The following is a 21,990-nucleotide window of genomic DNA, read 5'->3' as shown; positions in this document are numbered from 1 at the left end:
GAAAGGAACGACATGTACTCCATCGGTCCGCTGACCGTCGCCCCCGGCGAGCGCGCCCAGGGCCTCATCCCGGTCGGCACCAGCACCTACGGCGTGGAGCTCGGTATACCGCTGATCGTCGTGAACGGCGCCCAGGACGGCCCGGTGCTGTGCGTGGACGCGGGCGTGCACGGCGACGAGTACGATGGCCAGGAAGCCATCCGCCGCGTCCTCGCCGAGACCGACCCGGCCACCCTGCGCGGCACCCTCGTCGGCATCCCCTGCATGAACACACCGGCCTTCGAGGCGGCCGCCCGCACCAGCGGCCTCGACCACCTCAACCTCAACCGCATCTTCCCCGGCGACGCCGACGGCTCGTACTCCCTGCGGCTGGCCGCCGCCTTCGTCGAGCAGGTCGTGCCGGCCATCGACGCGTTGGTGGACCTGCACACCGGCGGCACGTTCGGCGAGATCGCCCCGCTCGTCATCCTCCAGGGCGGCTACGAGGAGCTGGCAACCGACCTCGCCCTCGCGGCCGGTCACGAGCTGGTCTGGAAGGGCGGCAAGTGGGGCGGTACGGTCCGCCACCCCACCCTCGCGGCGGGCAAGCCGGCCATCACCATCGAGGCCGGCGGCGGCACCTACCGCGAGACCAATGTCGAGCTGCACATCGACTCGATCCGCAACATCATGCGGCAGTTCGGCATGACCGACGGCGAGGCCAGGCTGCGCGACAGCTACACGACGGTCTCCGGCACCTTCGCCCGCTCCGCCGCCGGCGGCTTCTTCCTCGGGCACGCCGAGCCGGGGGAGACCTGCAAGGAGGGCGACCTGATCGCCCACATCGTCGACCACTACGGCAACACGCTGGAGGAGGTCCGTGCCCCACAGGACGGCATCGTGCTGTGGGTGCGGCGGATCCGTACCGTCCGTCCCGGCGACGAGGTCGTCATCTTCGGCGAGGTGCAGGGGGAGATCCAGCCATGAGCGGGGACACCCGGCTGCTCCTCGTCGACGGCAAGCAGGTCCCGGCCGCCGACGGCCGCACCTTCACCGTCCTCGACCCGTCGGACGGGACGGCCATGGCCCAGGTGGCACTGGCCGGTCCGGCGGACGTGGACCAGGCGGTGGCGGCGGCCAGGACGGCCTTCGGCGCGCCCGAGTGGGCCCGGATGCGCGCCGCCGACCGGGGCCGGCTGCTGCACCGCGTCGCCGACGCGATCCGCTACCAGGGGGAGCGGCTGGCCCGGCTGGAGAGCCAGGACGTCGGCAAGCCGCTCAGCCAGGCGAAGGCGGACGTCGAGGCCGCCGCCCGCTACTTCGAGTTCTACGCGGGCTTCGCCGACAAGCTCGGCGGCACGACCATCCCCCTCGGCCCCGGCCTGATCGACTACACCGTGCGCGAGCCCATCGGCGTATCGGGCCAGATCATCCCCTTCAACTACCCGCTCCAGAACACCGCTCGCGGTTCCGCCCCGGCGCTTGCGGCAGGCTGCACGGTGGTGCTCAAGCCGTCGCCCGAGGCCCCGCTCACCCCGCTGGAGATCGGCAGGATCGCCCTGGAGTGCGGGCTGCCGCCGGGGGTGTTGAACGTCCTCCCCGGTGACGGTGAAACGGGCGCGGCCCTCGCCGGCCACCCGGACATCGACCAGGTCACCTTCACCGGCTCGGTGCCGACCGGCATCAAGGTCGCCCGGGCGGCGGCAGCCAACGTGGTGCCGTCCGTGACCGAGTTGGGCGGCAAGTCACCGTTCGTCGTCTTCGCCGACGCCGACTTCGACCTGGCGCTCACCGCGATCCTCGGCGCCTCGTTCAGCAACGCCGGGCAGATGTGCTCGGCCGGGACCCGGCTGCTCCTCCAACGTGGTGCCGAGGACTTCCTGGACCGGCTGGTCGACAAGATCGCCGCCCTGCGCGTCGGTCCCGGTCTGACGGACCCCGACATCGGCCCGCTGGTCGCCGCCCGGCAGCGCGACCGGGTACTGAGCTACCTGGACCTGGCCCGGCAGGAGGGCGCGACGGTCCGCGTGGGTGGCGGCGCTCCGTCCGACCCCGAGCTGGCAGACGGCTACTACGTCGAGCCGACCGTCCTGACCGGCCTGACGAACGACGCCCGCTGCGCTCGCGAGGAGATCTTCGGCCCGGTCGTCACCGTCATCGACTTCGACGACGCGGACCAGGCGCTGGAGATCGCCAACGACAGTCCGTACGGCCTGGCTTCGTACGTCTGGACCCGTGACATCGACAAGGCGATGCGCCTGGCCCAGGGCGTCAGGACCGGCCAGGTCTACGTCAACGCCACCGGCGTCGGCACCGGCGTCGAGCTTCCCTTCGGGGGCTACAAGCACAGCGGCTGGGGGCGGGAGAAGGGCCTGGAAGCCCTGGCGAGCTACACGCAGACCAAGAACGTCTGCATCGGATTCGGAGGCAGGCCATGAGGTATCGCGGCCTGGGCGAACGCGGCCCGACGGTCTCCGTGGTCGGCTTGGGCGGCAACAACTTCGGCTCCCGTCTGGACGAGGAGGGCACGAAGGCCGTCGTCCACGCGGCCCTCGACGCGGGCATCACCCTGTTCGACACGGCCGACATGTACGGCGGTTTCGGCGAACAGGGCGGCTCGCGCGGCGACGGCGAACGCCTCCTCGGTGCCGCCCTCAAAGGCCACCGCGATCGGATCGTCCTGGCCACCAAGTTCGGTATGGAGATGGACGAGGAGGCCGAGGGACACGGCCCGCGCGGCTCCCGCCGCTACGTCCGCCACGCCGTCGAGGCGTCGCTCCGCCGCCTGGGCACCGACCGGATCGACCTGTACCAGTACCACGAGCCGGACGGCGTCACCCCGCTCGACGAGACGATCGCCGCCCTGTGCGAACTCGTCGACGAGGGCAAGATCCGCCACATCGGCTGCTCCGACCTGCCGTCCGAACAGCTCACCGACGCCTTCGTCTCCACCCAGGCGCGTTACCACCTGCTCGACCGCGGCGTGGAGGAGGACCTGATCCCGGCCTGTCTGCGCCACGGCATCGGCCTCCTCCCGTACTACCCGCTCGCCAACGGCCTGCTCAGCGGCAAGTACCGGCGCGGTGAGCAGCCCCCGCCCGGCAGCCGCCTGTCCTGGCGTCAGGGCTGGCTCACCGACGCGGCCCTCGACCGTGTCGAGGCGCTCACGGCGTACGGCGCCGAGCGGGGCCTGACGCTCCTGCAGGTCGCCGTCGGTGGTCTGGCCGCGCTTCCCGCCGTCGGCTCCGTGATCTGCGGCGCCATGACCGCCGGCCAGGTCACCGCCAACGCGGCCGCGGCCGACTGGACACCCGACGCGGCCGACCTGGCCGCCCTCGACGCCCTCGTCACTCCCGGTGACCGCGTCGTCTGAGACAACCAACTCCCCTTCGGCACCTGCGAATTGAGGCTGAACACCATGCGAGAGATCGTCACCTTCGACGCCTACGGCACCCTGGTCGACTTCCAGCTCGGCCCCACCACCCTGAAGGTCCTCTCCGACCGACTGGACCTGGACGGACTGGACGTCGACGAGTTCCTCGACGACTTCCGCGTCATGCGCTTCCAGGCCGTCCTCGAGGCCTACCGCCCCTACCACGAGGTCCTCCACTCCAGCCTGCGGATGGCCATGCGCCTGCACGGCCTGGAGTACCGCACCTCCGACGGCGACGCCCTCGTCGAGGCCGTCCCCACCTTCGGTCCCTTCCCGGAGGTCCCGGACGCCCTGCGCGCCCTGAAGTCCCGCTACGAGATCGCCATCATCTCGAACACCGACGACAAGCTGATCGCGCGGAACGTCGACAACATCGGCGTCGAGTTCGACTACGTCATCACCGCCCAGCAGGCCGGCGCCTACAAGCCGGACCGCCAGACCTTCGAGCACGCCTTCAGGACCATGGGCGTCGAGCCGTCGCAGGTCATCCACACCGCGCAGGGCTGGGAGTACGACCAGATCCCGACCCGCGACCTGGGCCTGAAGCGCCGAGTGTGGATCAACCGCTACGGCCGCCCGGGCAGCGCGGACTACCAGCCCTACGACATGCTGCCCGACCTGTCGGGACTGCCGGCACTGCTCGGCTGCTGAACCTTCGTACGGATGTGAGGAAGCACGCCATGAAGCAGATCCCCTACTGGCTCGACACCGCCCCGCCCCTGCCCGACCGTGCCGGAAAGGACCTGCCCGACGAGGCGGACGTGGTGGTCGTCGGCGGCGGCCTCACCGGCCTGTCCACCGCCTACCACACCGCTCGAAAGGGTGCCCGGGTCGTCCTCGTGGAGAAGGACAAGGTCGGCTCGGGCGCCTCCGGGCGCAACGGCAGCATGTGCACCCAGGGCATCACCATCGGCGTCGGCGAGGCCCGCAAGCGCTTCGGCCAGGAGCGCGCCCGCGAGCTCTACGACGCCTTCCGCGAGGCCGTGGACGTCGTCGAGGAACTGACACAGAAGGAGCGGATCGACTGCGACTTCAACCGCTCGGGACGCCTCGGAGTCGCCTTCAAGCCCCAGCACTTCGAGGCGATGAAGGCCACCCAGCACGACCTGGCCGAGAACTTCGACCACGAGACCCAGCTCCTCACCCGCAGTGAGCTGAAGTCGGAGCTGGGCTCGGACTACTACCACGGCGCCCTGCTCGACCCGCTGAGCGCCGGACTGCACGTCGGCAAGTACGTCCATGGCCTCGCCGACGCCGCCGAACGAGCCGGCGCGCAGATCCACGAACGCAATGCGGCCACGGGCCTCACCCGCCTGCCGGGCGGCGGCTTCCTGGTCGAGACCCTGCACGGCACCATCCGCGCCAGGCAGGTCATGGCCGCCACCGACGCCTACACCGACAAGGCGATGCCGTGGTTCCGCAAGCGGCTGATCAACGTCGGCAGCTTCATCATCGTCACCGAACCGCTGGGTGAGGCGCGGGCCAAGGAGCTGATCCCGAACGCCCGTCTGGTGGTCGACTCCAAGAACGTCGGCCACTACATCCGCCTCACCCCCGACAACCGCCTCGCCTTCGGCGGCCGGGCCCGCTTCGCCCCGTCCAACCCGGCCTCCGACGTCAAGAGCGGGGACGTCCTGAGGCAGGAGATGACGGAGATCTTCCCGCAGCTGGCGGGTGTGCGGATCGACTACGTGTGGGGCGGCATGGTCGGCTTCTCCTGGGACCGCCTCCCGCACGCGGGCGAGGTGAACGGCCTGTACTACTCGATGGGTTACTGCGGCCACGGCGTCCAGATGGCCACGTACATGGGCCGGGCGGTCGCCGAGATGATGGACGGCAGGCCGGAGGCCAACCCCCTGCGCGGCCTCGGCTTCCCCAAGGTCCCCGTCCCCTTCTACAACGGCACCGCCTGGTTCCTGCCGTTCGGCGGGGCGTACTACAAGGCCAAGGACCGCCTGCGCTGAGGTGACGGTGGGTGGTACGGCGGGGGCTTGCCGCGACGTGGTCGCGGGAGGCCCCCGCACGGCGAAAGCGGAGTGCGCGTTGCCGGGGCTACGGCCCGGAGGGGGAGTTTCCGTCTGCGTGCAGCCATGTGGTCAGGGCCCACCACCAGTGCAGGGCGGTCAGGGGTCCTGAGCGGTGGGGAAGCGGAGGGTCGGTCAGCGACTCGCCGGTGAGCTGTTGGAGCCGGCCGAGACGGTAGCGGACGGTGTTGGGGTGGGTGAACAGGACCGTGGCGGTCTGGTCCAGGCGGCGGCCGTTGTCGAGGAAAGCCAGGGCGGTGAGGGCGAGTTGGCGGTGGAAGTCGTCCGACTGGTCGAGCCGCCGAGAAGCCGCCGGCTCAGCAGGGAGCCCAGCAGTGGCTCATCCGCCAGGGCGATCTCGGCGGCGAAGTCGGTGAGGTCGTACAGTCCGTGGCGTCCCTGCCGGCTGCCGATGTCGATGGCCCGCACCGAGAGCCGGTACAGAGGGCGCAGGCCGTCGAGCGGAGCAGCGGGGGAGGCGACGACAAGGGCGGTCGCGTCGATCTCCTCGCCCCTGGGCAGCCGGGGGCACAGGCCCACCAGGCGACCTCCGACCAGCCCGAAGATCCCGCGAGGTGCGGAGAGCGCGGAGAACCGGCCGGTGAGATCACGGGTGCGTGCGGGATCGGCGATGTCCGAGACGAGACAACGGTGCAAGCGGTCCGGCTGCGCCCCGGCCCTGGCGAGTTCCTCGGGGGACGGGGTGATGCCTCCGACCAGTAACTGCCTCAGCAGTCTCGTGCGGTTCTCACCCGCTCCGTGCGGGGTTCTGTCGTGCTCCGCGGCGCGATACCCGTTGATGACGTGGCGTTCGACCGTGTCGCCGTACTCCTTCAACCGGAGGACCATGGTGAGCAGCATGCTGTCGGGTACTCCGGCGGACCGGCAGCGGTCGAGGGTGATCTCCACCGTGCGGGTGAGGGCGGCCTGGACGCCGCGCACCACGGCGGTCATCGGGATGCCCTGGGCCGCACGGTCGGCACCGAGCAGCAGGGCGGGCGTGAAGTCCTGTTCCTCGACCCGGCCGAAGGCGGCGAACCAGGTGCCGGCCGCGCGGATCATGGCGGCGGCGTGGGAGCGGGTCTCCGCCTCGGTGAGCCGGGCCAGCTCGGGGGAGTGGGTTCTCGCCGCTCGGACCAGTTCGCCGCAGACGTCCATGTCGGCGGTCATGGCGCGCAGGATGCCGACGACCGGCTCGCGTTCGTGAACGACAGTCATGGGCCCCTTCCGGCCCGGGCAATGTAGCCGGGTCACAACGATCAGGTGGCCGCGTTGACGACAAGAAGATGGGCTATGAGTGGTGTCTGCGGGCCACGATGGCCGAGCACCAGATGTTTCAGACCTCGGACTTGGTGCCGCTCCTGGCGGAACGTGGCGTGACCCTGTCGCGTGAGCAGGTCTACCGCTTGGTGACGCAGCCGCCGCAGCGGATGAGCATGGACACCTTGGTCGCGCTGTGCGACATCTTCGAGTGCACGCCGAACGATCTCATCAAGCCGAAGGTGGTCAACGCCCAGGTCAAGAAGACCGCGGATGGACAGGCCGAGCCGCTGCCGCTGAAAGAACGGCGGACCATGATCCGGCGCCCAGGTCAGCCGTGAGGCCACTGACACCGGACCAGCTCCGCTTACGCGCCGAACTCGCTGCCGCCCAGGAGCAGATCGTCACGCTGCTGCGGTCAGCGGTGGGCGAATCCCTGGCCCCCGAACAGGCGCAGGCCGTGGCGGAGGAAGCCCGGGCATGGCGTGGTGCGAACGCCTTCCGCCTGGTGCGCTATCTGTCCGACAGGCCCGACGCTCTGAGCCTGCCGAGTAGCGACTGCCCGACCTGCGTGGTGCGTTTGCTGGCTGCGCTGACCGCCATCGGCCACGGTGACACGGTCGCCCTGGTGTCCTGCAGCGACTGCGGACGGACCGACCCTCTTCCCACCAACAACGGACCGGCGGGGCGACTGTGTTCACGCTGCGCCGGCCGACGTGCCAAGAAGCCGTGCGCCCGCTGCGGCAGAGTGGCCGGCATCTACGCCCGCCGACCGGAGGGCGGCATCTGTAATCCGTGCAGGAACAAGGAGCCGGATGCCAAGGAGGAATGCGCCGACTGCCACCGCATGATGATCTCGTACCGGCGCCTGCCCGACGGCACCAGCCTCTGCCAGACCTGTGCTCCCAAGAACACTCAGACCTGCTGCCGTTGCGGACGGGTACGCCGGGTCAACGCCCTGACCTCCGACGGGCCGGTCTGCGGCGGCTGCTACTCCAGCCCTCCCCGCCTGTGCGGTGTCTGCGGACAGATCGTTCCCATCGTCGCCCGGGCCGACGGCACCAGGCCGGACACCTGCGAGCGGTGCTATAAGCGATACGAAAAGACCTGCGCCATCTGTGAACGGGTCCGCCCCGGACACCACATCAACGGTGGCCTGGGCCCGTTCCACTGCGACACGTGCCGCCCTCGCGAAGAGTGCGCATGTGCCCTGTGCGGCCGGATCGGGAAGGTTAAGGTCTTCTGGCCCAAGGGACCGGTGTGCGATCCCTGTTACAGAACAGCCCTGTCGACCCCTGCACCGTGCGCGTCGTGCAACCGACAGCGCATCCTGATCGGTCAGACGGCCGAGGGAAGCCCCCTGTGCAAGGCGTGCTCGTTCCCCGACGAACCGGTCGAGCGGTGTTCAGCCTGCGATGAGCCGGCGGACCTCTACTCCGGCCGCCGCTGCCCCCGCTGCACCCTGGCCGCCCGCGTGACCGACCTGCTCTCCGCGGACGGCGCAAGCGTGACCCAGCCGCTCCAACCCCTCGCCGCGGTACTGACCGGCGCGGACAACCCCTACCGCGTCCTGCAGTGGCTGCGCCGAAGCTCTGCCGCCCGCCTCCTGGGACGCCTGGCCCTCGATCCCGAAGCACTGGACCACAAATCCCTCGACACGCTGCCGCAACGGACTGCCACCGCCTGCGTGCGCGGGCTACTCGTCACCGCCGGCATCCTGCCGCCACGCGATGAAAATCTCGCCCTCCTCACCAACTGGGTCGCACGGACCGTGGCCGAACTGCCACCACGGCACGCCAATCTCATCCGTCCGTTCGCCGAATGGCACATCATCCGCGACGCCCGCCGACGCTCATCCCGCGGCCGTTACACCTACGCCGCACACAAGGGTGACTGCGGCAACGTCCTCGCCGCCATCAACTTCCTGAACTGGCTCGAGACCCAGCACCTGAGTCTCTCCCAGCTCCAGCAGAGGCATCTGGACACCTGGGCGATCGACCGGCCAACCCTGCGCTCCCGTTCCATCCCCTTCCTCCGCTGGAGCACTGCACGACGCCTCTGCCCGCCGGATCTGGTCATCGAGCACTCAGCCGCCCAACTCCCAGGCCACTTCCAGGCCGAGGAGGAGCACCGAAAAGAGCTGCTGCGCTGCTTCAACGACACGGCGTTGCCCCTGGAGGTCCGCGTCGCGGCTGCTCTCGTCCGCCTCTACGCCCTCCCCCTGACCCGCATCGTCGAACTCACTGACGGCCACATTCGCCACGACCAGGGGCATACCTACCTGACGGTCAACCACCACCCCTTCGTGCTCCCGCCGAAGCTCGCCCGCCTCATTGACGATCAGCTCCAGCACAGCCCCCGGCACAGCAACACGGCCGGGTGCAGATACCTCTTGCCCGGTCACAGCCCTGGACGCCCGCGCAACCCCCTCGGCCTCGCCGACACCCTGAGACACCACGGTCTGCCCGCCCGCGCAGCACGGAACACCGCCATGATGGACGCTCTGGTAGACCTGCCGCCCATGGTCATCGCCGACCTGCTTGGCATTCACCCCAAGACAGCCGAACGCTGGGCCACCCTCGCCGGCGGGAACTGGTCCGACTACTTGACTGCGCGACGGGCCGCCCCGCAGGGCTAGGCAGTGGAGCAGGGCATTGTTCCGAGTCTGATCGTTGTCATGGTCGGTGGTTTCGTGCGGTGACGGACTCGCCTGTTGGCTCCGGGCGGCAGGTGCGCGGGGCTGTTCGGGGCCCTCGGGGTGAGGGTCCCGGCGGTGTCCGTCAGGAAGGGCGGCTCGGGTCCCGGGGCGGACTCAGATCCAGACGGGGGGCGTGGTCCTCGGAGCAGCGGGCGCCGAAGCTGCGGTGCGGCAGGATCTCGTCGATCGTGGCGAGGTCGGCCCCGGTCAGAGGGACGTCGGCGGCGCCGGCGTTCTCCTCGATGCGCTGGACGCTGCGGGTGCCGGGGATCGGCACGACGTGCTCGCCCCGGGTGAGCAGCCAGGTTAGGGCCAGCTGGGAGACGGTGATGCCCTTGGTTGCGGCCAGGTCGCAGAGCTTGCCCACGGCCTCGACGTTCTTCTCGAAGTTGCCGGGCTGCCAGCGGGGGTCGGCGTTGCGCACTTGGGTGAGGGTCGGTGCGAGGGCGGCCAGGACCTCGACGGCCTCGGCGATGTAGCGGTAGGCGGTGCTGGTCCCGACGTCAAAGCCCACAGCCAGCTGAGCGTAGGTGTGCCCGTGTCGTAGATGGGCGAGGGCGAGCAGGGCCTGGCGGCCAGTGCTCAGGCGGCGCCAGCGGGTGCCGTGTTCCCTGCGGATCACCCGCAGACGCCCGGACAGGAAGCGAAGGGGCGCGGTGGACACATCGATGCCGGACGGGTAGACAAGCACGCGGAAGCTCCTGGGCGACAGGCGATCTTGGTCGTGAACCCATCTACCAGGAGCTTGCGTACGTCCGGCCGCCACCCCCGCCGCAACTCACCACCCCGCCAACCAGGTTGGCAAACGCTCACTGTCGCTGGGCATCTCCGGAGCCAACATGCACGACAGCCAGGCCCTGGAGCCGCTTGTGCCCGGCATCCCGCCCATCTGCTCCCGCCGTGGACCCCGACGCAGACGCCCGGCGAAACTGCATGCGGACAAGGGCTACGACTACGAACACCTGCGACGATGGCTCCGCAACCGCGGCATACGCCACCGCATCGCCCGCAAGGGCATCGTGCCGTCGCAGCGGCTCGGCCGCCATCGATGGGTCGTTGAACGTACGGCTTCCTGGCTTGCCGGATGCCGCCGCTGCACCGCCGCTACGAACGCAAGCCCGAGCACTTCCTCGCCTTCGTCGGCATAGCCGCCACGCTCATCTGCCACCGGCTCCTGACCAAATGACCGGTGGGAAGGCGTCGTGATGTCGGCGTGGTCAGTCGGTGGTGAAGCTGGACAGTGACGCGGCCGGGTAGCGGCTGCCCGCCGATCCGTGGGGGAGGATCTCGGTGATGCGGGCCAGGTCGGCGCTGGTGAGCTGGACGCCGTCGGCGCCGGCGTTCTCCTCAAGACGCTTGGCGCTGCGGGTGCCGGGGATGGGCACGACGTCCTGGCCCTGGGCGAGGAGCCAGGCCAGCGCGAGTTGGGCGGTGGTGATGCCCTTGGCTGCGGCGAGTTCCGTGAGCTGTTCGGTGGCGCGGAGGTTGTAGGCGTAGTTCTCGCCCTGCCAACGCTCGTCCCAGCTGCGCATGTCGTCCGCGGGGTATTCGGTCGCGGGCTTGACCGCGCTCGTCAGGAAGCCTCGGCCGAGCGGGGAGTAGGGGACCAGGCCGATGCCGAGCTCCCGCAGGACGGGGAGGATCTTCTCCTCTACCTCGCGCTCGAAGAGGGAGTACTCGTATTGGAGGGCGGAGACCGGGGTGACGGCGTGGGCGCGGCGGATGTACTGGGGGCCGACGTTGCTCAGGCCGAAGTACCTGACCTTGCCCTCGGTGATCAGTTCACCGACTACGCCCGCGACTTCCTCGGCGGGGACGTTGGGGTCGGAGATGTGCTGGTAAAAGAGGTCGATGTGGTCGGTCTGCAGGTAGCGCAGGCTGTTCTCGGCGACCTTGCGGATGTTCTCGGGGCGGCTGTTGAAGCCGGAACCGAGCGGCTGGGAGGTCATGTCGAAGCCGAATTTGGTGGCCAGGACCACCTCGTCGCGGAAGTCCCGGACCGCATTGCCCAGCAGGATCTCGTTGCTGCCGGCGCCGGCGCCGTACAGCTCGGCGGTGTCGAAGAGGTCGATCCCGAGTTCGTGGGCGCGGCGGATGGTCGCGGTGCCCTCGTCGTCGTTCGAGGTGCCGTAGGCCATGGACATGCCCATGACGCCAAGACCGAGCGCCGAGACGCGCAGGCCCTGAGAGCCCAGATTGCGGTGCTGCATGAGTTCACTTCCTCAGTGCTTGCCGGTTACCCCGAACGGGCCGAACCGAACTGTTTGGTTTTAACTCTACGGGCAGGCATCCCACAACGCCAAACCAAACCGTTCGGTGCCTTATCCTGGGGTTATGTCCCACTCCCCCGACTTCGGCCAGACCCCAGCACGCGCAGCCACTCCTGACAGTGGCGACACCACGCGTGAGCGGATCCTCGCCGCCGCCATGGAGGAGTTCGCCCGCCACGGCATCGCCGGCGCCCGCGTCGACCGCATCGCCAAAATCGCTCGGACCAGCAAGGAACGGGTCTACGCCTACTTCCGCGGCAAGGAAGCGCTCTACGCCCACGTCGCCGCGCGAGAGCTCTCTGTCATCGCCGACGCCACCCAGATAGACCCGTCCGACCTTCCCAGCTACGCGGGCCGCCTGTTCGACTACTTCACCGCCCGCCCCGACCATTACCGCCTGATCACCTGGGGCCGCCTCGAACTGGCTGATGCTGCCGACACCGAAGACGATCCCACCCGGGCGGTCATCACCCGCAAGCTCGACCAGCTCCGCCAGGCCCAGCAGGCCGGGCAGCTCAATCCCGCCTGGGACCCGGCCGACGTCCTCGCCCTGGTCAACCAGATCGCCACTACCTGGGCAGCTCAACCCGAACTCACCGAAGCCGCGGCCGAACACGCCACCGACTCCACCACCGCAGCCCGCCGCGCCGCCGTGGTCACCGCAGTCGAGCAGCTCTTCCCTCGAGCGGTCTGAGAAGACCCGCTCCGGACACCTGGCCCGCGCGCAACGGGGTACGTGCAGTGGTGACCAGAGTTTGGTTCAGGGTGCCAAGCCGCCCAGGCATCTCTACTCGCCGACAGCACCACCGAATCAGGCGCTACTGGGGTCAGTCGCGGCCTCCGGGAGTCAGTCCCGGACGACGCCGCTGATCGCGGCGCGGAGGTCGTCTTCTTCCGTTTCCGCGCGTGCCGGTGGGAGAGGGGACGTGCCGGCGGGGTTGAGCGAGTCGAAGAGCAGGGCCATGAAGCGTGCGCGCATGGACGGTGTGGTACCGGGGAGCGCGAGGCCTGCGATACCCATGACGAGGAAGTGCGGAATGTCGTCCGCAGTTAGGTCGGTACGGATCTCGCCCTGCTCCTGTGCGTGCTCAAGGAGGGGCCGGAGGGACTCGCTGAACCGCTGGAGGGCGTCCACGGCGACGTCGGCGAAGTTGGCGGCGAAGGTGACCAGTCCCCGCTCCTCGGTGATCAGGTCGAGCAGCCGGGTGGCGATGTCCAGGAGGGCCTGGCGCGGGTGACGGGAGGCCGTGGCGTCGTTGATCAGTGGGAGGAGGTCGGTCTCGAGGATGTCGTCGAGGACGGCCCGGACGATGGCCTCCCGGTTGGGGAAGTGCCGGTAGAGCGTGGCGATGCCCACGCCCGCCTCGACGGCGATCTGCTCCAAAGAGCCCTCACCTGCGCCAAGGACATTACGTCCGGCCGCAATGATGCGCTCCACGCTGGAGCGGGCGTCAACTCTGCGGAGCCGGCGTGTGCGCGGTGCGGCGTTCGGCATCTCTGACCCTCCCGTTCTGCACCGCAGACTACTCAATCGCCTGTGCGATGATAGCGCCCTACCGCTTCGATAGTTCACTATCACTTTGATAGTACCCTCTCACCTCGTTCGGAAGCGCGTGCCCAGCAGGGTGCGCCGGAGAAGGGAGAAGAGTGTGTCTGTGCTGCTGTACCGGCTGGGACATTTCGCCTACGCCAGGCCCTGGTATGTGATCACCGGCTGGCTGGCGGTGGTAGCCGCCGTGGTGGCGCTGCTCGCGGTCAACCCCGTCAAGCTGAGCAACGAGGTACGCATCGACGGCACCTCTGCCCAGGAGGTCATCGACGATCTGGCGAAGTCCCTTCCCGAGGCGTCCGGCGGGCAGGGCATGCTGGTGTTCCGCGCGCAGAACGGGACGCGGGTCGACGGCGAGGACAGCCGCGCCGCCCTCATCGCGTCGGTGGACGCGGTCTACCGCCACGACCACGTCATCGACGCCCGCAAGGTCCTCGCCGACGAACTGTCCAAGGGGGAGAAGAGTCCGCTGCTGCGGACCCAGGCGGCGGTGGCCGAAGCTGCCGGGCAGCCGACGGGAGGCAAGGCGCCGACCCCGTTGCTGCAGGACGGCCGACCGGTGCCCGGGGTCATCGTCTCGGCCGACGGCTCCACCGCCCTGATGCAGTTCCAGTTCGACGAGCAGACCTATGAGCTGCCCTCCGGCACGATCGACAGCACCGTCGAGGCCGCAGAGCAGCAGGCCGAACGAGCCCACCTCGACGTCCTGCCGTCGGCGGCCATGCTGGAGATACCCGAGATCGTGGGCGTCGGCGAGATCGTCGGCGTCGTGGTGGCGGCCATCGTCCTGCTGGTCACCCTGGGATCGGTCGTGGCTGCGGGCCTGCCCCTGGTCATCGCGTTGATCGGTGTCACGGTGGGCGTCGGCGGCGCCTTCACTCTCTCCACCGTCTTCGAGATCCACTCGCTCACCGCCGTACTGGCCCTGATGCTGGGGCTCGCCGTCGGCATCGACTACGCCCTGTTCATCGTCAACCGGCAACGGCGGCTCATCCTGGACACCGGCCTGGACGCGCACGAGGCGACCGGCCGCGCCATCGGCACCGCCGGCAGCGCGGTCTTCTTCGCCGGCAGCACCGTCATCATCGCCCTGGCAGGACTGCTGGTGGTCGGTATCACGCTGCTCAGCACCATGGCCCTCGCCGCCGCGGCCACGATCGCCATCACCGTCCTGCTCGCCCTCACCCTGCTGCCGGCGCTCCTGGGCCTGGTCAAGGAGCGCATCTGCTCGGCCGGAACCCGACGCACGGCGCAGCAGCAGGCCTCCGCCGCCGCACGGACACGGGCCACCCGCTGGGGATCACACCTGGTCCGCCACAAGTACCCCGCTCTCGCGGCGGCGTTCCTGATCCCCCTGGTTCTGGCGCTGCCCGCCCTCGACATGAGGATGGGTCTGCCGTCCGGCGCCAGCTACAACCCCGACACCGCACAGCGCCAGAGCTACGAGGAGGTCAGCGACACTTTCGGGCCCGGCTTCAACGGCCCCCTCATGCTCGTCGCCCGCTCCTCCGACAGCGGGCGGCCACTCACTCCCGTGGCCCTCGCTGCGGTCGTCTCCGAGCTGAAGGACACCGAGGGCGCCACTTCGATCTCTCTGGCAGGTATGAACACCGCCGGCACCGTGGCCGTCCTCAGCCTCATTCCTGGCGACGGTCCGAACGACGACGGCACCAAGGACCTCGTCGCCTCCGTGCGGGACAAGAGCCGGGAGATCCGCGAAACCCATGGCGTCACCATCGGCGTCACCGGCTTCACCGCCCTCGCGATCGACGTGTCCGACCGCCTCGGGGACGTCCTGCCCCTCTACGTGGCCACCGTTCTCGGGCTCTCGCTGATCGTCCTGCTCCTGGTCTTCCGCTCGGTCGTCGTCCCGGTGATGGCCACGCTCGGCTTCCTGCTCAGCATCGCCGCCACCTTCGGCATCACCACGGCGGTCTTCCAATGGGGCTGGCTGCAGGCGCTGTTCGGACTCGACGCGAGCGCACCTGTGGTGAGCCTGCTGCCCATCATCGTCACCGGCGTGCTCTATGGACTGGCCATGGACTACCAGGTGTTCCTGGTCACCTCGATGCGTGAGGCCCGCATGCACGGTGCCGACCCGCTCGACGCGACCGTCTCCGGCTTCGCCCGGGCGAGCGCCGTCGTGATCGCCGCGGCCACGATCATGGTCTCGGTCTTCGCCGGATTCATCTTCAACGCCCAGCCCATGATCAAACAGGCGGGATTCGCGCTGGCGGCGGGCATCCTCATCGACGCGTTCGTCATCCGCATGACATTCATCCCGGCCACCATGGCACTCGCACGGGAGAAGGCCTGGTGGATTCCCGTATGGCTGGACCGCCTCCTGCCCGACCTGGACGTCGAAGGCGACAAACTCGCGCAGAAGATCCCGCTCCCCCATCCTGCCACTCCCCGCCAGCACGCCACAGCGCAGCAGACCTGACGCTCCGTCGGCGAACATGTGCCTGCCGGTAACGCCGAACCCGAGGTCGTCGGCCGCGGCGCCCGTGTCATCCGCGTCGTTTCGCGCACGGCACGGGGCGGGAAGTGGCAACGAGTCGTAGTCCTGGCCTGTCTTTCTGATGGCACCCGTTTCCATGATCGGAAGCGCTTCTACACCACCACACTCGGCGGACCGCACCCGCACGGACCGAGCCGTCACCACGTCAATGAGTGCTGCGGCAGCCGCCCCCTGCGACCGCGTACACAGCGGTCGCAGGGACAGTGAGCGTTTGCCAACCTGATCGGCGGGGTGGGGAGTTGCGGCGGGGGTGGCGGCCGGACGTAAGGAAGCTCCTGGTAGATGGGTTCAAGACCAAGATCGCCTGTCGCCCAGGAGCTTCCGCGTGCTTGTCTACCCATCGCAGCGCGTCGAGCAGGCTCACCTGTGGCGAGACGTCCAGCCGTTGGGCGGATCCGTTGATCCACAGCTCGATCTCCACCGTGTCATTCCTCCGGTTCGCCTGAGGGCTCGTTCTCTTGAGGGAGGCGCCATCAGGCACGTAGGACAGGACCAGAGGGACTCCGGCCTGAATCACTACGTCTCGCTTCGCGGCGCTCGCGGATGATGATCTTTTTCGGATCACGCGCTGTCTGCGGGTGGCGCTGGCTAACCGGTGTAGCCGCGGTGGTCGCCGCCGCAGAAGGCCAACACCGTCACAGCGGGGCCGACGTCGCCCCGGGTTCACACGTGCTGGAGGATTTCGTCGATCACTTGTTGGTGGTCGCGCCACCGAGCACAAGGCCGGGGGCGCACGTCAGCAGTACCGGGAGGCCACGGCCCGGGCTCAGCTGTCGGCCGCTGTTGGTTACGGGGAGGACCGGCCGTGCTCGCCGGTATTCGTTGTCGGTCGAGTCACCCGTACCTGTACCTGTCCCGGTGAGGCGACGTATCGGGGTCCTTGCAGCGTGAACTGGTGGTCCAGGCTTCAGGATCCGGTGCGATAGCGGGTGAGCATGAGGGCGACGGCTTCGTCCACGATCGTGGTGTCGGTGGGGTCGGGCGGGACGAAGTCGGTGCGTACGAGTTGAGGCCACAGGAGCTGGCCGCAGATCATGCCGAGGAACTGTTCGGCCACGGCCGATGTCGGCTGGGTCTGTCCGTCGGCCGAACGGAAGTCGAGTGTGCCGGCCTGCGCTTCGGCGTCCAGGTAGTCGCGGAGCCGGTCGAAGAAGGGTCCGCGGTCGATGGCGAAGCCGGTGCCGACGATGTCGGCGAGTTCCGGCATCTGGGGAAGTTCGGTGACGAACCGGTGCGCGAGCTCCTCCGTCCACCAGACCCGCGCTGGCGCCCGCGCTCCGGTGCGCGCTCGATCTCTTCTTCTTGATCCGGTGTCTTTGCGCAGACAGCGCCCGCTGCGGTGAGAGCTGTACGCCTTGTCACCGCGACCGGGTGTGGGAGTGCTCGCCCTGTGGGCGAATACTGCAACCCTCGAATACCGACACTCCGCCAGTGCCTCCGGCCGCGATCACGCGCCGCAGCGCCCTGACGGTGGCGGGCGGCGCGATCGCAGGCGCCGCCCTCGCGCAGGCGACGGCCCCTGCCTTCGCCGCCTCGGCCGCCTCGTCGGACGCGGACGCGATCGTCGTCGGCGGCGGGCTCGCCGGCCTGGTCGCGACGGCGGAACTGGCGGCGGCGGGACGCAAGGTGCTGCTGCTCGACCAGGAACCGGAGGCGAGCCTTGGCGGGCAGGCCTTCTGGTCGTTCGGTGGCCTGTTCCTCGTCGACTCCGACGAGCAGCGGCTGATGGGCATCAAGGACTCCCATGAACTCGCCTGGCAGGACTGCCTGGGCACGGCCGGCTTCGACCGCGGTGTCGACGACCCGGGCGGCCAGGACTACTGGGCCTACAAGTGGGCCGAGGCGTACGTGGACTTCGCCGCGGGGGAGAAGCGCTCCTGGCTCTCCGGGCTGGGTGTGCAGTGGTTCCCGATCGTCGGCTGGGCCGAGCGCGGCGGCGGCCTCGCGGACGGTCACGGCAACTCGGTGCCCCGCTTCCCCGTCACCTGGGGCACCGGCCCGGCGGTCGTCGAGCCGTTCGAGAAGAAGGTGCGGGCGGCCGTCGAGGACGGGAAGGTGACCTTCAAGTTCCGGCACCGCGTCGACGACATCGTGACGACGGGCGGCGCCGTCACCGGCGTACGCGGCGCGATCCTGGAACCGAGCAACGCCCAGCGCGGCAAGCCCAGTTCCCGTACGGTCGTCGGCGAGTTCGAACTGCGCGTGCCGGTCGTGATCGTCACCTCCGGCGGTATCGGCGCCAACCACGACCTCGTACGGCAGAACTGGCCCACCCGCCTCGGCACCCCGCCCAAGTCCATGATCACCGGTGTCCCGGCGCACGTGGACGGCCGCATGCTGGCGATCACCGAGAAGGCGGGCGGACGGATCGTCAACCCCGACCGCATGTGGCACTACACCGAGGGCCTGCGCAACTACGACCCGATCTGGCCCGGCCACGGCATCCGCATCCTGCCCGGCCCGTCGTCCATGTGGTTCGACGCCACCGGCAAGCGCTTCGGCACGCCCGACATCCCCGGTTACGACACCCTCCACACCCTCAAGTCGATCACCGACACCGGTTACGACTACTCGTGGTTCGTCACCACCCAGAAGATCATGGCCAAGGAGTTCGCGCTCTCCGGCTCCGAGCAGAACCCGGACCTCACCAACAAGAACGTCTGGCAACTGCTCTCGCGCATCTGGCAGACCCCCGAGCCGATCGAGAAGTTCAAGAAGAACGGCGTCGACTTCGTCGTCGGGACGACCCTGTCGGAACTCGTCAGGGGCATGAACAAGCTCACCGGCGACAACCTGATCAAGCTGGACGACCTCAAACGCCAGATCGACGCCCGCGACCGGGAGATCGACAACCCCTACACCAAGGACGTCCAGGTCATGGGCATCCGCAACGCATTGGCCTACCCCGGCGACACGCTCAGCCGCACGGCCTCGGCCCACAAGATCATGGATTCGAGTGCCGGCCCCCTCATCGCCGTACGCCTCAACATCCTCACCCGCAAGACCCTCGGCGGACTCCAGACCGACCTGTCGGGCCGCGTCCTGAACGCGGCCGGCGAGGTCGTCCCCGGTCTGTACGGCCGGCGAGGTCGCGGGCGTCGGCGGAGGCGGCGTCCACGGATACCGCTCCCTGGAGGGCACCTTCCTCGGCGGCTGCCTGTTCTCCGGCCGCCAGGCGGGACGGGCGGCAGCAGCCGCGACCGCGTCCTGAGCGCCCAGCCGCGGGGCGGGCCGCTGCGGTCCGGGCGCCGCCGGGGTCACCGGCTCCGGCGACGGCGGTGGCGCGGTCCGGGGATGCGACAGCACCGGAACCCGGCGGTGTGCGTCAGCTGGTCGAGACCGGCCCCAGGAACCGTATGTGGGGGCGTTCCTCGGGGCCGTCGTCCGTGATGGTGGCCCGTACTCCGTAGACGTCGGCGACGAGGGTTTCGGTGAGGACGTCCCGGGGGCTGCCACCGGCCACCACGCGGCCCTGCTTCAGGACGACCACGTGGTCGCAGTACATCGCGGCCAGGTTCAGGTCGTGCAGCGCGATCACGCTGGTCAGGCGGAGTTCGGCGATCAGGGCCAGCAGCGCGAGCTGGTGCTGGATGTCGAGGTGGTTGGTGGGTTCGTCCAGCAGCAGTTCCCGCGGCTCCTGGGCGAGAGCGCGGGCGATCTGGACCCGCTGGCGCTCGCCGCCGGAGAGGGTGTGCCAGGGCCGGTCGGCCATATGGGCGAGGCCTGTGCGGGCCAGAGCGGTGCGGACGGCTTCCTCGTCCGTGGCGGACGCGGGACTCCAGGCCCGCCGGTGCGGGACGCGGCCCAGGCGTACGACATCGAGAACGGTCAACGCGACCTGGGTGTCCGCCTGTTGCTCCACTACGGCGACGCGCCGGGCCACGGCGCGACGGCCCACCTGGTCCAGCGGGCGGCCGTCCAGAGCGACCACGCCGGAGGTCGGCGCGAGGACCCCGGCGAGCAGGCGCAGCAGGGTGGACTTGCCCGAGCCGTTCGGGCCGAGTAGGCCGGTGACGGTCCCGGGCAAAGGGGTGAGGCTGACCCCGTCCAGGACCAGTGTGCCGCCGAGCCCGCGGGTGACCCGGTCGGCGCGCAGTCCCGTGTCGTGGGTCATCGCGGGCCCCTGGTGCGGTACAGGACGAGGACGAACGCCGGTACGCCGATCAGCGAGGTCACCACGCCCACCGGCACCTCCAGCGGGTCCAGCACCGTGCGGGCCAGCGTGTCGACCCAGACCAGGAACACCGCCCCGGCCAGGGCGGTGGCCGGCAGCAGCCGCGTATGGCGGGGACCGGTCAGCGCGCGTGCCGCGTGCGGCAGCACAAGACCGACGAAGCCGATCGCCCCGGCCGAGCTCACCAGGGCAGCCGTCAGCAGAGCGGTGGCGCACAGCAGAACCAGCCGAGTGCGGGCGACATGCACGCCCAGCGACGCGGCGGCGTCCTGCCCGAACGCGAACGCGTCCAACGCCCTGGCGTAAGCGGCGCACACCAGCAGCGCCGCCACCAGCGCCGTGAGACCCGCACCCACGTCCGTCCAGTCGGCCCCGCTGAGGGAGCCGAGCAGCCAGAACAGCACCCCGCGCGTGGTCTCCGCGTCGGCCGCCGTCATCACGACGAAGGAGGTGAGCGCGGAGAACAGCTGCATGGCGGCGACGCCGGCGAGCACCACGCGGTCCGTGGTGCCGCCGAGGGTGTGGCTGAGCAGCAGCACCAGCGCGAAGGAGACCACCGCGCCCACGAACGCGCCGCCGGAGACCGACAGGACGCCGCCGCCCGCGCCGAGCACGACCACCATGACCGCGCCCGTCGAGGCACCGGAGGAGACGCCCAGCACGAAGGGATCGGCGAGCGGGTTGCGCAGCAGGGACTGCATGACCGCCCCGCACACGGCCAGTCCGGCGCCGCACACGGCGGCGAGCAGGGTGCGCGGCAGCCGCAGATTCCACACGATCCCGTCCCGGATCGGCGTCAACTCCGCCTGCCCCCACCCCAGATGGGCCGCCACCGTGGACCACACGTCTGAGACGGCGATGTCCGCAGGCCCGATGGTGATCGCCACGGCGACGGAGGCGCACAGCGACGCGAGACCGGCCGCCCACAGCAGGGCGCGGCGCAGCCCGCGCACCGCCGCCGGGGTGGTCGCGGACAGGGCGTCGGTCATCCCGCGAGGCCGTACGCGCGTAGCGCCGCCGCCACCTTTTCGATGCCCTCGACGGTCCGCAGGGTCGGGTTCATGGCTTGGCCGGACAGCAGTACGTACCGCTTCTTCCGGACCGCGGTCATGTTCTTCGTGACCGGGTCGGACTCCAGGAACTCGATCTTCTTCGCGGCGGTCTCGGCCGTCTGCTGCTTGCGGCTCAGGTCGCCGATGACGAGGACGTCGGGGTCGCGGTCGGCGACGGTCTCCCAGTTGACCTGCGGCCACTCCTCGTGGGTGCCGTCGAAGACGTTCTTCGCGCCGAGTTCGCGGGTGACGATGCCGGGGGCGCCGCAGCAGCCCGCCAGGTACGGGGACTGGGAGTTGGCGAACCAGTACATGAGGGTCACGTCCTCGGCGTCGAGACCGGTGGTGGCCTTCTTCACCCGGTCCTTCAGATCGGTGACCAGTCGCTCGCCGCGCTCCTCGACGCCGAAGATCCTGGCGAGGTCGCGTACTTCGCCGTAGACGGCGTCCAGGGTGAGGGGCTCGGTGCGTACGCCGTCGCCGTCACCGCTGTTGTCCTTGCCGACGCAGTCGGAGGGGGAGAGGTAGGTGGGGACGCCGAGCTTGTCGAACTGCTCGCGCGGGGCCACGCCGCCCCGGCCGAGCGTGGAGGCGAAGGAGGCGGCGACGAAGTCGGGCTCGGTGTCCAGGACCTTCTCGAAGGACGGGGCGTTGTCGGCAAGCCGCTTCACCTTGCCGCCCGCCTTCTCCAGGCCCTTCGCCACCGGGTCCGTCCAGGTGGCGGTGCCCACCATGCGATCGGCCAGCCCCAGGGAGAGCATGATCTCGGTCGTGCCCTGGTTGAGGGAGACCGCGCGCTGCGGAGGACCAAGGACGCGGACCTGGTGCCCGCAGTTGTCGAGCGTGACCGGATAGCCCTCGGCCTCGCCCTTCGCCGAGTTCCCGGCCGACGAGCCGGAGGAGCCGCCGCAGCCGGTCAGCAACAGGGCGCCGGCCAGAGACGACAGGGCGGCATGACGGATGGGGCGTGCGAGGGGCACGGAACTTCCTTCGGCGTCGAGGGCTCAAGCGCGAAGCCCGGTCGTACGGG

17 protein-coding genes and 4 pseudogenes are annotated in these 21,990 nt (G+C 69.7%); 11 read left to right on the top strand and 10 right to left on the bottom strand.

Features of this window, described 5'->3' with window-relative positions:
* Window positions 1–12 precede the first annotated feature (12 nt).
* From ACFYWX_RS25750 to ACFYWX_RS25730, 5 genes are read left to right on the top strand one after another with little or no spacing between them, the layout of a single operon-like run.
* Window positions 13–966 (top strand): succinylglutamate desuccinylase/aspartoacylase family protein, encoded by a 954-nt coding sequence (locus tag ACFYWX_RS25750; RefSeq protein WP_389426452.1) that lies wholly within the window; start codon window positions 13–15, stop codon window positions 964–966.
* Entirely contained in the window at window positions 963–2,417 is a 1,455-nt protein-coding gene (locus ACFYWX_RS25745; RefSeq protein ID WP_389426451.1) for an aldehyde dehydrogenase family protein, read from the top strand. The genes ACFYWX_RS25750 and ACFYWX_RS25745 overlap by 4 nt, the downstream gene beginning before the upstream one ends.
* Window positions 2,414–3,352, top strand: a complete 939-nt coding sequence (locus ACFYWX_RS25740; RefSeq protein WP_389426450.1) for an aldo/keto reductase — start codon at window positions 2,414–2,416, stop codon at window positions 3,350–3,352. Before ACFYWX_RS25745 ends, ACFYWX_RS25740 begins: the two co-directional genes overlap by 4 nt.
* A 45-nt stretch (window positions 3,353–3,397) precedes the next feature.
* Window positions 3,398–4,063, top strand: a complete 666-nt coding sequence (locus ACFYWX_RS25735; protein WP_389426449.1) for a haloacid dehalogenase type II — start codon at window positions 3,398–3,400, stop codon at window positions 4,061–4,063.
* A 29-nt stretch (window positions 4,064–4,092) separates the two neighbouring features.
* Window positions 4,093–5,376 carry an NAD(P)/FAD-dependent oxidoreductase gene (locus ACFYWX_RS25730; protein WP_389426448.1) on the top strand — a complete coding sequence of 428 codons (1,284 nt, stop codon included), beginning with the start codon at window positions 4,093–4,095 and terminating at the stop codon, window positions 5,374–5,376.
* A gap of 88 nt (window positions 5,377–5,464) precedes the next feature.
* Here the strand turns inward: ACFYWX_RS25730 and ACFYWX_RS25725 are convergent, their stop codons facing one another.
* Together ACFYWX_RS25725 and ACFYWX_RS25720 are read right to left on the bottom strand one after the other, a co-directional pair.
* Entirely contained in the window at window positions 5,465–5,641 is a 177-nt protein-coding gene (locus ACFYWX_RS25725; protein WP_389426546.1) for a helix-turn-helix domain-containing protein, read from the bottom strand.
* On the bottom strand, window positions 5,572–6,654 hold the full coding sequence (locus tag ACFYWX_RS25720; protein ID WP_389426447.1) for a PucR family transcriptional regulator: 1,083 nt from the start codon (window positions 6,652–6,654) through the stop codon (window positions 5,572–5,574). The genes ACFYWX_RS25725 and ACFYWX_RS25720 overlap by 70 nt, the downstream gene beginning before the upstream one ends.
* Window positions 6,655–6,752: 98 nt before the next feature.
* On the opposite strand from ACFYWX_RS25720, the gene ACFYWX_RS25715 reads away from it, so the two are divergent.
* Window positions 6,753–7,037 (top strand): helix-turn-helix domain-containing protein, encoded by a 285-nt coding sequence (locus ACFYWX_RS25715; protein ID WP_389426446.1) that lies wholly within the window; start codon window positions 6,753–6,755, stop codon window positions 7,035–7,037.
* On the top strand, window positions 7,034–9,334 hold the full coding sequence (locus ACFYWX_RS25710) for an XRE family transcriptional regulator (protein WP_389426445.1): 2,301 nt from the start codon (window positions 7,034–7,036) through the stop codon (window positions 9,332–9,334). Before ACFYWX_RS25715 ends, ACFYWX_RS25710 begins: the two co-directional genes overlap by 4 nt.
* A 142-nt stretch (window positions 9,335–9,476) precedes the next feature.
* On the opposite strand, the pseudogene ACFYWX_RS25705 reads toward ACFYWX_RS25710, so the two are convergent.
* Window positions 9,477–9,809 (bottom strand): annotated as a pseudogene (locus tag ACFYWX_RS25705) (aldo/keto reductase); the annotation flags it as partial.
* A gap of 9 nt (window positions 9,810–9,818) precedes the next feature.
* Window positions 9,819–10,085, bottom strand: a pseudogene (locus ACFYWX_RS25700) (transposase family protein); the annotation flags it as partial.
* 121 nt (window positions 10,086–10,206) lie between these two features.
* On the opposite strand from ACFYWX_RS25700, the pseudogene ACFYWX_RS25695 reads away from it, so the two are divergent.
* A pseudogene (locus tag ACFYWX_RS25695) lies at window positions 10,207–10,580 on the top strand (transposase); the annotation flags it as partial.
* Between the two features lie 31 nt (window positions 10,581–10,611).
* On the opposite strand, the gene ACFYWX_RS25690 reads toward ACFYWX_RS25695, so the two are convergent.
* Entirely contained in the window at window positions 10,612–11,604 is a 993-nt protein-coding gene (locus tag ACFYWX_RS25690) for an aldo/keto reductase (protein WP_389426444.1), read from the bottom strand.
* Between the two features lie 124 nt (window positions 11,605–11,728).
* On the opposite strand from ACFYWX_RS25690, the gene ACFYWX_RS25685 reads away from it, so the two are divergent.
* Window positions 11,729–12,358 carry a TetR family transcriptional regulator gene (locus tag ACFYWX_RS25685; protein WP_389426443.1) on the top strand — a complete coding sequence of 210 codons (630 nt, stop codon included), beginning with the start codon at window positions 11,729–11,731 and terminating at the stop codon, window positions 12,356–12,358.
* Window positions 12,359–12,511: 153 nt separating this feature from the next.
* Here ACFYWX_RS25685 and ACFYWX_RS25680 read toward each other — a convergent pair whose 3' ends face one another.
* Entirely contained in the window at window positions 12,512–13,159 is a 648-nt protein-coding gene (locus ACFYWX_RS25680; protein ID WP_389426442.1) for a TetR/AcrR family transcriptional regulator, read from the bottom strand.
* A 154-nt stretch (window positions 13,160–13,313) separates the two neighbouring features.
* Here ACFYWX_RS25680 and ACFYWX_RS25675 point away from each other — a divergent pair, with 154 nt between their 5' ends.
* On the top strand, window positions 13,314–15,656 hold the full coding sequence (locus ACFYWX_RS25675) for an MMPL family transporter (protein ID WP_389426441.1): 2,343 nt from the start codon (window positions 13,314–13,316) through the stop codon (window positions 15,654–15,656).
* A 985-nt stretch (window positions 15,657–16,641) separates the two neighbouring features.
* On the opposite strand, the gene ACFYWX_RS25670 is transcribed toward ACFYWX_RS25675, so the two are convergent.
* The gene (locus ACFYWX_RS25670) at window positions 16,642–17,058 is read right to left on the bottom strand and encodes a TetR/AcrR family transcriptional regulator C-terminal domain-containing protein (RefSeq protein ID WP_389426545.1); all 417 of its coding nucleotides are present in this window, start codon (window positions 17,056–17,058) and stop codon (window positions 16,642–16,644) included.
* A gap of 107 nt (window positions 17,059–17,165) precedes the next feature.
* On the opposite strand from ACFYWX_RS25670, the pseudogene ACFYWX_RS25665 reads away from it, so the two are divergent.
* Window positions 17,166–18,945, top strand: a pseudogene (locus tag ACFYWX_RS25665) (FAD-binding dehydrogenase).
* Window positions 18,946–19,059: 114 nt separating this feature from the next.
* Here the strand turns inward: ACFYWX_RS25665 and ACFYWX_RS25660 are convergent.
* From ACFYWX_RS25660 to ACFYWX_RS25650, 3 genes are read right to left on the bottom strand one after another with little or no spacing between them, the layout of a single operon-like run.
* Entirely contained in the window at window positions 19,060–19,848 is a 789-nt protein-coding gene (locus ACFYWX_RS25660) for an ABC transporter ATP-binding protein (protein WP_389426440.1), read from the bottom strand.
* A complete protein-coding gene (locus tag ACFYWX_RS25655; RefSeq protein WP_389426439.1) occupies window positions 19,845–20,897 on the bottom strand; it encodes a FecCD family ABC transporter permease in 1,053 nt (350 codons plus the stop codon). Before ACFYWX_RS25655 ends, ACFYWX_RS25660 begins: the two co-directional genes overlap by 4 nt.
* The gene (locus ACFYWX_RS25650; protein WP_389426438.1) at window positions 20,894–21,940 is read right to left on the bottom strand and encodes an ABC transporter substrate-binding protein; all 1,047 of its coding nucleotides are present in this window, start codon (window positions 21,938–21,940) and stop codon (window positions 20,894–20,896) included. Before ACFYWX_RS25650 ends, ACFYWX_RS25655 begins: the two co-directional genes overlap by 4 nt.
* Window positions 21,941–21,990: the final 50 nt, after the last annotated feature.

This window comes from Streptomyces sp. NPDC002888, assembly GCF_042888465.1.
Lineage (GTDB): Bacteria > Actinomycetota > Actinomycetes > Streptomycetales > Streptomycetaceae > Streptomyces.
Note: the sequence above shows the minus strand (reverse complement) of the source record. Positions and strands in the feature narration are given on the sequence as shown.

Bases quoted from the DNA above. Each gene is read 5' to 3' on its own strand.
- ACFYWX_RS25750 (WP_389426452.1), top strand. From the start codon at position 13: ATGTACTCCATCGGTCCGCTGACCGTCGCCCCCGGCGAGCGCGCCCAG.
- ACFYWX_RS25745 (WP_389426451.1), top strand. From the start codon at position 963: ATGAGCGGGGACACCCGGCTGCTCCTCGTCGACGGCAAGCAGGTCCCG.
- ACFYWX_RS25740 (WP_389426450.1), top strand. From the start codon at position 2,414: ATGAGGTATCGCGGCCTGGGCGAACGCGGCCCGACGGTCTCCGTGGTC.
- ACFYWX_RS25735 (WP_389426449.1), top strand. From the start codon at position 3,398: ATGCGAGAGATCGTCACCTTCGACGCCTACGGCACCCTGGTCGACTTC.
- ACFYWX_RS25730 (WP_389426448.1), top strand. From the start codon at position 4,093: ATGAAGCAGATCCCCTACTGGCTCGACACCGCCCCGCCCCTGCCCGAC.
- ACFYWX_RS25720 (WP_389426447.1), bottom strand. From the start codon at position 6,654: ATGACTGTCGTTCACGAACGCGAGCCGGTCGTCGGCATCCTGCGCGCC.
- ACFYWX_RS25715 (WP_389426446.1), top strand. From the start codon at position 6,753: ATGGCCGAGCACCAGATGTTTCAGACCTCGGACTTGGTGCCGCTCCTG.
- ACFYWX_RS25690 (WP_389426444.1), bottom strand. From the start codon at position 11,604: ATGCAGCACCGCAATCTGGGCTCTCAGGGCCTGCGCGTCTCGGCGCTC.
- ACFYWX_RS25685 (WP_389426443.1), top strand. From the start codon at position 11,729: ATGTCCCACTCCCCCGACTTCGGCCAGACCCCAGCACGCGCAGCCACT.
- ACFYWX_RS25680 (WP_389426442.1), bottom strand. From the start codon at position 13,159: ATGCCGAACGCCGCACCGCGCACACGCCGGCTCCGCAGAGTTGACGCC.
- ACFYWX_RS25660 (WP_389426440.1), bottom strand. From the start codon at position 19,848: ATGACCCACGACACGGGACTGCGCGCCGACCGGGTCACCCGCGGGCTC.
- ACFYWX_RS25655 (WP_389426439.1), bottom strand. From the start codon at position 20,897: ATGACCGACGCCCTGTCCGCGACCACCCCGGCGGCGGTGCGCGGGCTG.